The sequence below is a fragment of the Nostoc sp. UCD121 genome (assembly GCF_014222285.1).
Taxonomy (GTDB): Bacteria; Cyanobacteriota; Cyanobacteriia; order Cyanobacteriales; family Nostocaceae; genus Nostoc.
In genome coordinates this window covers 1-8,309 of record NZ_JACKZS010000276.1, presented here as the reverse complement: position 1 = coordinate 8,309, position 8,309 = coordinate 1, and the positions used below count along the sequence as shown (strand labels likewise).

Genomic DNA, 8,309 nt, shown 5'->3' with positions numbered 1-8,309 from the left:
ATATAAAAATGAAACAATGAGTAAAGCACAACAGCCAGCAAACCAGCGAAATTTAGTTTATTATTGTGAATATTTCTCTAGTATTAAGGTATATAAAACTCAGAAAAAGGGCGATGCTCTTAATAAACCCATATTACTTTTATCTATAATTGACCTAATTACACAAGATTTAATCACAGATAATCATATCACCATATCAAATGAATTAATTAATACCTTCAAGGAGTATTGGGAAGTACTTGCTTCTAGTACTTTTAAGGGAAGTGATTTTGCTCTTCCTTTTTTTCATCTAAAAAATGATAATGGTAAATTTTGGCATCTCAAGTATAGTTCTGGATATGAAGGCGGTCGTCCGCAAACAATTCCCAAACTCAAGGAAGATGTTGATTATGCACATTTGGATGATGAACTATTTTATTTAATTCAAGATGAAATTTCTAGGCAAATATTAATTGATGCACTTGTTTCAGCTTGGCTGCCATCTGAAGATAATACGATTGAAAATTTTTTAACCATTAACCAAAATTTTCAAGATGTCCCTTTAAAAATAGCAAAAATCATTGAGTCTAGTAACTTAGATACTAATCCCAGGTGGAAGTTAAGAAAAGAACTAGTTAGAAATGCTTTTTTCAGGAAAGTAATTGTAAATATTTATGATTATAAATGCGCTTTTTGTGGACTTAAAGTTACTAAATCTGTAATTCAAAAAATCGTTGATGGCGCACATATTAAGCCATTTTCACAATTCTATGATAGTAGAATTCATAATGGAATAGCACTTTGCAAAAACCATCATTGGGCATTTGATCGCGGTTGGTTTGCTGTAGATGAGCAATACAAAATTATAGTTAGCAATGATTTGGAAGAAGCATCTCCCCATGCTAAACCTATGAAAGATTTTCATGGTGAAACAATACTTTTACCAAATACAGAGCAACATTTTCCAGAACTGGAAGCGCTGCAATGGCATCGCCAAAACATATTTCAATCAAGATGAAATAAATATCAAACTATACCCATATAAGAGTTTAACTGCCAATATGGGTATAGTTATTAACGCTCAGGTAAGTTTAACTATTCAGTTAACTTCAACATGGGAACTAAAAGAAGGTTAGACCATGTTGAAGCAGAACGCCCAAAGGCGGCTGGATTTCCCCTCCCCTCATTTCTGTAGGCAGTTAGCAAGTTATTCAGGAGGGTGTTTCCCATCTCATCCCATAACTTTTCTACAGGACTCTCCCACTTTCCATCTTTGATAAATACACGGAAGGCTGCAAGAATGGGAAATACGAAAGTAATGGGAAGGGTGTGATTAAATTGCTTACCTGTGATGAACTGATAAGTCTTTTTTTCAACGCCGTTTAACTTACTCAGCCCTTTTTGCCGATCATATTCATCACGAAGGCACTCCTCAATATAGAGGACATCTTTAAGTAAAGGTACAATCTCACTAAAGTCTTCCTTTTTCCAATTCTTAATGAGAGTTCCGTATGCAGAGCAAGTTGCGCTAGGATTTTTAGGTGAACCGTCTGAACCTCGCCAGGGGTACAACTTATTATTAATGCAAGCAAGGCGACGAACCAAATCAGTCACATCGAATTGCTTATTTTCACCTTCTCTGAAGGCAACATAAGGTTTACATCCAGCAGGAAGGTATTCTTCGATGATGTCCCAATCTCCAGCTAGGTTTTTAAGACTAAACTCCTCAACACTCTCACTAGTATTACGATACCTGCTGATATTCGATATTTCTTCTTGGCTGATGTTAACCAGCACAAAAATTTGCACACTAGCATTTTCTAACTCTGAGTAGTCAGCCTTACCAGTTTGTTGGTTAAGTTTTGGTTTAGATCCTTTTGATTTTAATTTATCGTAATGACTGCGGGCTTTTGTGATAGCAGTGTAAGTGTGCCCACCATTTACGATACCATTACCTATGAAATTGTCTTCCTGTCCTTCCTCAGGACTGACAAGTAAAAGCTCAACGTCAAACCCTCCACCGACACCATGACCTTTAACCTGTATTGAGTCTGCAACAATTAAAATTCCATTGTTGTAGAAAATAAACTCTTCTGGCTTTTGTGCCAGAGTAGTCAACATACTCTTTACAGTCCGCCGATTTTCGTTGGCTAGTCTGGCATTGGGATCTAAAGGCAAACCTTGAGGCACTTCGCATAGAGGAACTGTCAGATTCCAAATTACTCGACTGGACTCTTTGTCCTCTTTGTATGCTTTACAAGCAGCAGTAGCAAAGAAAGGAGCTGTTATTTTTGTAGCCATTTATTTTTCCTGCGCTCTACGGAACGCCTTACTTGTGTTTTATGCCCAACTGGACACTCACAAAATTATACACTTCTAGTTTGCCTAAATGCAACTACAGAAACGTCATTTTATATACAATCCTTACAGTACAGGTGGAAGTCCTACTTGCTTGGGTTCAACAAACTTACCATCAAAACCTATAGTTTTATCTTCCACAGTCCTAGCATCCGCCAAAGCCTTACGAAGTTCAGCACGTTCTATCTGTTCCTGAATTCCACCCAGGATGTAAACCAATAACTTCGCCGCCAAATCTCGTCCAGCAACCTGCACCCGCTTTTTATTTGGGTCATACAAAATCCCATACCAAAGAGATTGGGGATATTCCATACCACTAAAGCCGCCTTGCTGGTCAAACTTCCGCAGTTTCTTAAAAATATCTGCTAGGGAAAAACCTTTTTTAAAAACCAAAATTCCCAAAGCTTGCGCTAATGCAACTTGAGCAACCGGACGAAAAAGCATATTTCCTTCACCTCCATCTTTTTCAAAGCTGAAGCGCCGTAAAGCTGGTGTATCCTCGTGTTCTAAAATCTTATAACTAGAAAGACTAGCCAAAGAATCAAATAGCTTTTTAAATTCTTCAATTCCCTGCTCAAGTTCTTCATCCTCTGGACGCATGGGAATTAGACCTTTCTCCAAGGGTTTCCAGTGAGGGAACTTTTGAGCCAAATATCGCTCAGACATATCTTGTAGAGCTTGCAAAGTCGTCAAAACTGTAGAATTGGAGGCTACTGTTGCACTATTCCAATTAACACGGGGATTGCGCTCTTGTCGTTGTTCTAATAGTGGATGTGTAACTGCAATTTTTCTAGCAACAATCGCAAAACCATCATCTTCATTCAACTGTGTTAGCTGACCTTTAGTCAAGGGTGCAGCCATCAAATTAACATGAACAAAAATCGATCTTACCCTCCGTCTCGCCTGGGTGCGAGTTTCCCCAGCTGCTACCGCACAGATAAACTCAATACCAATTTTCTCCTTGGGTAAATTTTGCAAGTAAGCAAGGTCTACTTGGTATTTTTCTATCAAATCATTGACTGTAATAAAACTGTCATCAGCACCTTTATCTTTTTTATAGCGCTGGAGTTTACGATTTTTAATTAACTCCATCAACCCCTTTACACCCATTAATCGGTGTTGACCATCTAAGGCATAAATAGTCACATCATCCTCAGAAATATTTAGCAGTCCTACTTTAGCGTCTTTATCTAGGGGGATGAAATCAGTAGTAGATTTTGTGGCGCGTCCTTCACTATCCCACTCAGCAGCTTTGGGATTATCCACCCACGGTTGATTAATCACCACCAACACCGGCGGAAACTTATGGTTGTGTCGACCCGCTAAATACTGCACTAGCGGTGCTTGACGTGACCAATCAAGGGGACGCTGCTGAATTTCATCAATGCTATCCGCGTCAATCTCGACATTATCAGTCTCAGAATTATACTTTTTTTGAAACAGAGGTAAGCCAGAGCCGAAATCAACTCGATCCGCAAACCATTCCAGCGTAACAGAGCTAACATAAGCTTCAGTACGACCCATCTCGGTTTTTTGAACAAGAATCCGATCCTTTTTTCCTAAAAACTTCTCTAGCAGTGAAGTGAGTACCTGTTTTTCGTTATTTTCCTGTTGCGGGTACCCTCTGGCGATGTCAGCAGTTGGGTCAGATTTACTATCTTTCATGTTAATTTTTAAAACTTGTTTATCGAATATGAAATTACAATTAGTGTTAAGATTAGAGGTTTGTTAATTTTTTGCTTTAAAGTCTGTACAATACAGTGGCTACCCTCAGAGCAATTCAAGGAAGGGTGAAGAATATCCATATTTCAATAGGTAAGGAGAAATGGCTACAGCACAACAGCAAGAAGATAAAAATCAGCAAGTACGTACTGTAGCAGAGTTAGTGGACTATATCCAAGCTCTCACCACTGAAATTCAAGAATTATACTGTTTAGATGAGATACCTTGGGTGGTGGGCTATTCGGGCGGCAAAGATAGTACTGCTACCTTACAGCTTATCTGGAATGCGATCGCGGCACTCCCCCAGGAAAAGAGAACTAAAACAATCCATGTTATTACAACTGATACGCTGGTAGAAAACCCTGTGGTATCTGTTTGGGTACGTAACTCCTTAGAACAGATGAAAGTTGCTGCTAAAGAGCAAGAAATGCCAATTGAACCGCATTTGCTTTATCCTGCAATTAAGGATACCTTTTGGGTAAACTTAATTGGGAAAGGCTACCCAGCGCCACGAAACAGATTTAGATGGTGTACTGAACGCCTTAAAATTCAACCATCTGACAGCTTTATTCGTGCAGTTATTAGGTCTAGTGGTGAAGTAATTCTTGTCTTAGGTACACGCAAGGCTGAAAGTATGAAACGTGCTGCTACGATGGCTAAACATAGAGAATCGCGGGTGCGCGATCACATAAATACTAATCCTAACCGACCTAACTCATTGATTTATCTTCCTATTGAAGATTGGCGTACTGATGAAGTTTGGATTTACTTAAATCAGTGGCAAAATTCTTGGGGATATAGCAACAAAGACTTATTTATTATGTATCGAGGTGCAACAGCCGATAATGAATGTCCACTAGTTGTTGATACTTCTACTCCTAGCTGTGGTGATTCCCGATTTGGCTGCTGGGTTTGCACAATCGTTAGTAAGGATAAATCGATGGAGGCAATGATCCAAAATGATGAGGAGAAAGAATGGATGCAGCCTCTATTAGATATTCGTAATGAACTAGATATTAAAGAAGACTGGGACAAGAGGGATTTCCGTCGCATTTGGGGAGATGTCCAACTATTTGAACGCAATAAAAACGGGGAAAACTCTGTTGAACCAATACCTGGGCCATATACTAAATATTGGCGGGAACATTGGCTCAGACGATTATTAGAAGCGCAAACAAAAACCCGTCGTACAGCGCCAGAAAATATGCGTGACATCACCCTAATTACTCTAGAAGAAATGAGCGAAATTCGCCGCATTTGGCTAGAAGAAAAACACGAATTTGATGATAGCTTACCCCGGATTTATCAAGAAGTGACAGGCGAAGAATTTCAAGACCCACGTCCTGGTGCAGACTATAGCCTACTAGGTCGTGATGAATGGGCTGTGTTAGAAGAAATCTGTGCAGATGATAGTATGCACTTGGAACTCATGGCTAAACTTTTAGACACAGAACGCCAATTTCGGAAAATGTCCCGTCGTGTGGGAATCTACGACACCCTTGAAAAATGCTTTGCTACAAGTTCGCGTTCTAAAGATGAAGCAGTTAAAAATGCTCATTTAAAGCGGGATTTGAAAACAGCAGCGGAAGAAGGCGATATTGAAAAGGTCAAGCAGCTAACTTTAGCAGATTTTCCCACACCCGATACACAAGCGATCGCGCCTGATGCAAAAGTTGACGCAACAAACCTTACAAAATCTGATGCCGAGACAAAGACTTGGGGAAATATGAAATTTCAAAAATAGGTACACAGTGCTTTAAGGGTGTGTCTCATCATCAACATCTCCCAAGTAAAGCCTTATAAACTCCTCTGCTGCGGCTGGATTAATTTTCTTGAGTGCATCCCGAATTTCTAGAACACCAATTCAGTAATCGGAATCATGACGAAAAAATGAGGTTTTGTTGGGTTGCAACAAGGAATGTTTAGTTGTAAAAGACGCTAAAACAGGGGTTATCAGTCTTGTGTTTTATTAGTGAATCGGTGTTCTAGCACCCCCTCCGCTACAGGGTTCATCATCTCATTTACCCGGCGATTAACATTTTAGCGTCCAGTTCCCATTGTCACTGCTAACTTATTTTGGCTAATGCCATGTTTCTCTAACACCTGTTTCAACGCTTTTCCTGCCTTTACCATACTTCTGAATTTTATTCTTAAATATCAATGATATTTCTTGAACTTGTACTACAAAACTTTGGCCCTTACTTTGGAAGACAAGTAATCAATCTTGACCCAAGAAAAGATGAAAATACGTGCCCAATTATTTTATTAGGTGGGATGAATGGCGGGGGAAAAACTACGCTGATGGATGCTATACGCCTTGCGCTTTATGGTCATCGCGCTCAATGTTCTACCCGTGGTAATTTGAGTTATAATGATTTTTTAAACCAATGTGTTAATAGTAAAGCTAACCCTACTGAGAAAACCCGGATTGAATTGGTTTTTGAACACATTGAAGATGATAAACCAGTAAAATATCGGATTGTTAGAATTTGGGAAAAAAATCCTAAAGATGGAAAAGATTATTTAGGAATTTTAGGCGATGATGATACTTGGCCTGTGGATTCGTTGGTAAATACATGGGATGATTATATAGAAAATATACTGCCATTAGGAATTTCTAATTTATTTCTCTTTGATGGTGAACAAGTAAGAAACCTTGCAGAACAGGAATCACCTCCATTAATTGTAATTGAAGCTATTCGCGGACTTTTAGGTTTAGAGTTAGCAGATCGTTTAGCAGTTGATTTAGATATCTTAGTTAACCGTAAACTTAAAGAAGTTGGTAATAGTAAGGATTTAGCAAATCTAGAGGAAATTGAAACTAGATTAACCCAACAGCAAGAAGATTATCAAATAACAGTAGATAAATTAGAAACTCTCAAAAATCAGGTAGAAAACTTAGAACAAAAGCAGCAAGAAGCTTTTGATAAATTTATTTCTGAAGGTGGAAAGATTGCAGCCGAACGCAATCAGCTAGAACTACAACAAGATACAAAAACTGCGGAAATTGAACAAGTACGTCAGTCAATGTGTGAATTAGCGGCTGATGTTTTACCTCTGGCATTAATTCCTAATTTGCTTAATCAGGCGCAGACACAGGGAGAAAAGGAATTTCGCCATCAACGAGTACAAATTTCTAAAGATTTGTTACTTGAACGAGATCAGCGCTTACTTACTTGGCTCAATCAAGTCGAAATTTCTCCGATACAAGTTGAAAAAATCCAATCATTTTTAATCCAAGATGTCGATAATTTATATGTAAATACTATCCAGACAGAAGCACCTTGGCTATTAGCTGATGATGAAACTTTAAGTCAGCTAGATAATCTTATATATCACTTACAAAATTCTAAACTTTCTGCAAAAGAAAAATTAGCTATTCTCAAAAATAAAGAAGAAGAAATTCATACTTTAGAAAGGCAAGTGCAAACAGCAGCAGCACCAGAAGATTATACAAAGCTGCGTCAAGCACTAGAAGCGGCACAAAATCAAGTTGTTGAAGCTAAAGCAAATTACGAAACAATCCGCCGTCGTTTAGCTGAATTAGAAACTATTATTGCCAAGTCTAAAAAAGAATTAAGTGAATATACTGTAGAAAATATTAAACATAAAAATAGCGAACATATTATTACCTCTGCGGCTAAAGTTCAAAACACACTCAAGATTTTTCGTGAAAAATTAACTCTGCGAAAACTCAATAAATTAGAGGAGGAAGTTAAAAACTGCTTCCTTTATCTGCTCCATAAATCAGATTTAGTGCATCGTATCACCATTGATACTAAGACTTTCAGCCTTTTGCTTTACGATTTAAATGGTAAACCTGTCCCTAAACATCGCCTCTCTGCTGGCGAAAAACAACTACTTGCGATCGCATTCCTCTGGGGTTTAGCTAAAGTCTCTGGACACCGCCTACCAGTAGCAATCGATACGCCACTAGGTAGACTAGACTCCTCTCACCGCAGCAACTTAGTTGAACGTTACTTTCCATCCGCCAGCCATCAAGTGATTTTGTTATCTACGGATACTGAGATTGGGAAGAAAGAAGTGGAAACACTGCGAGAAAACGAAGCGATCGCCCGCGAATATCTCCTCAAATACGACTCCTCCACCCGCCAAACAACAGTAGTAGAAAATCAATATTTTTGGTGATTCTTTTAGTGGGATATAGTATTTATACCAAGTTGCCAAAGATAGTATTGTTACATTCTGTTATATTGAACAGAGCCAAGAAAATCCGACTTCTCCCTTAA

General features: G+C 38.6%; 5 protein-coding genes. 3 read left to right on the top strand and 2 right to left on the bottom strand.

The window, feature by feature from the left end; all coding sequences use genetic code 11:
- The first annotated feature begins 16 nt into the window (after window positions 1–16).
- A complete protein-coding gene (locus tag GNF10_RS33000) occupies window positions 17–997 on the top strand; it encodes an HNH endonuclease (RefSeq protein WP_185607372.1) in 981 nt (326 codons plus the stop codon).
- A gap of 77 nt (window positions 998–1,074) precedes the next feature.
- On the opposite strand, the gene GNF10_RS32995 is transcribed toward GNF10_RS33000, so the two are convergent.
- Both GNF10_RS32995 and GNF10_RS32990 read right to left on the bottom strand, forming a co-directional pair.
- On the bottom strand, window positions 1,075–2,280 hold the full coding sequence (locus GNF10_RS32995) for an AIPR family protein (protein ID WP_185582261.1): 1,206 nt from the start codon (window positions 2,278–2,280) through the stop codon (window positions 1,075–1,077).
- Window positions 2,281–2,403: 123 nt separating this feature from the next.
- Window positions 2,404–4,002: a DGQHR domain-containing protein gene (locus tag GNF10_RS32990; protein ID WP_185582260.1), complete on the bottom strand. Its 1,599-nt coding sequence runs from the start codon at window positions 4,000–4,002 to the stop codon at window positions 2,404–2,406.
- 160 nt (window positions 4,003–4,162) lie between these two features.
- Here GNF10_RS32990 and dndC point away from each other — a divergent pair, with 160 nt between their 5' ends.
- On the top strand, window positions 4,163–5,803 hold the full coding sequence (gene dndC, locus GNF10_RS32985; protein ID WP_185582259.1) for a DNA phosphorothioation system sulfurtransferase DndC: 1,641 nt from the start codon (window positions 4,163–4,165) through the stop codon (window positions 5,801–5,803).
- Window positions 5,804–6,219: 416 nt separating this feature from the next.
- The gene (dndD, locus tag GNF10_RS32975) at window positions 6,220–8,208 is read left to right on the top strand and encodes a DNA sulfur modification protein DndD (protein WP_185607371.1); all 1,989 of its coding nucleotides are present in this window, start codon (window positions 6,220–6,222) and stop codon (window positions 8,206–8,208) included.
- Window positions 8,209–8,309: the final 101 nt, after the last annotated feature.

Coding starts and splice junctions, on each gene's coding strand:
- GNF10_RS32990 (WP_185582260.1), bottom strand. CDS start 4,002: ATGAAAGATAGTAAATCTGACCCAACTGCTGACATCGCCAGAGGGTAC.
- dndC (WP_185582259.1), top strand. CDS start 4,163: ATGGCTACAGCACAACAGCAAGAAGATAAAAATCAGCAAGTACGTACT.
- dndD (WP_185607371.1), top strand. CDS start 6,220: ATGATATTTCTTGAACTTGTACTACAAAACTTTGGCCCTTACTTTGGA.
- GNF10_RS32995 (WP_185582261.1), bottom strand. CDS start 2,280: ATGGCTACAAAAATAACAGCTCCTTTCTTTGCTACTGCTGCTTGTAAA.
- GNF10_RS33000 (WP_185607372.1), top strand. CDS start 17: ATGAGTAAAGCACAACAGCCAGCAAACCAGCGAAATTTAGTTTATTAT.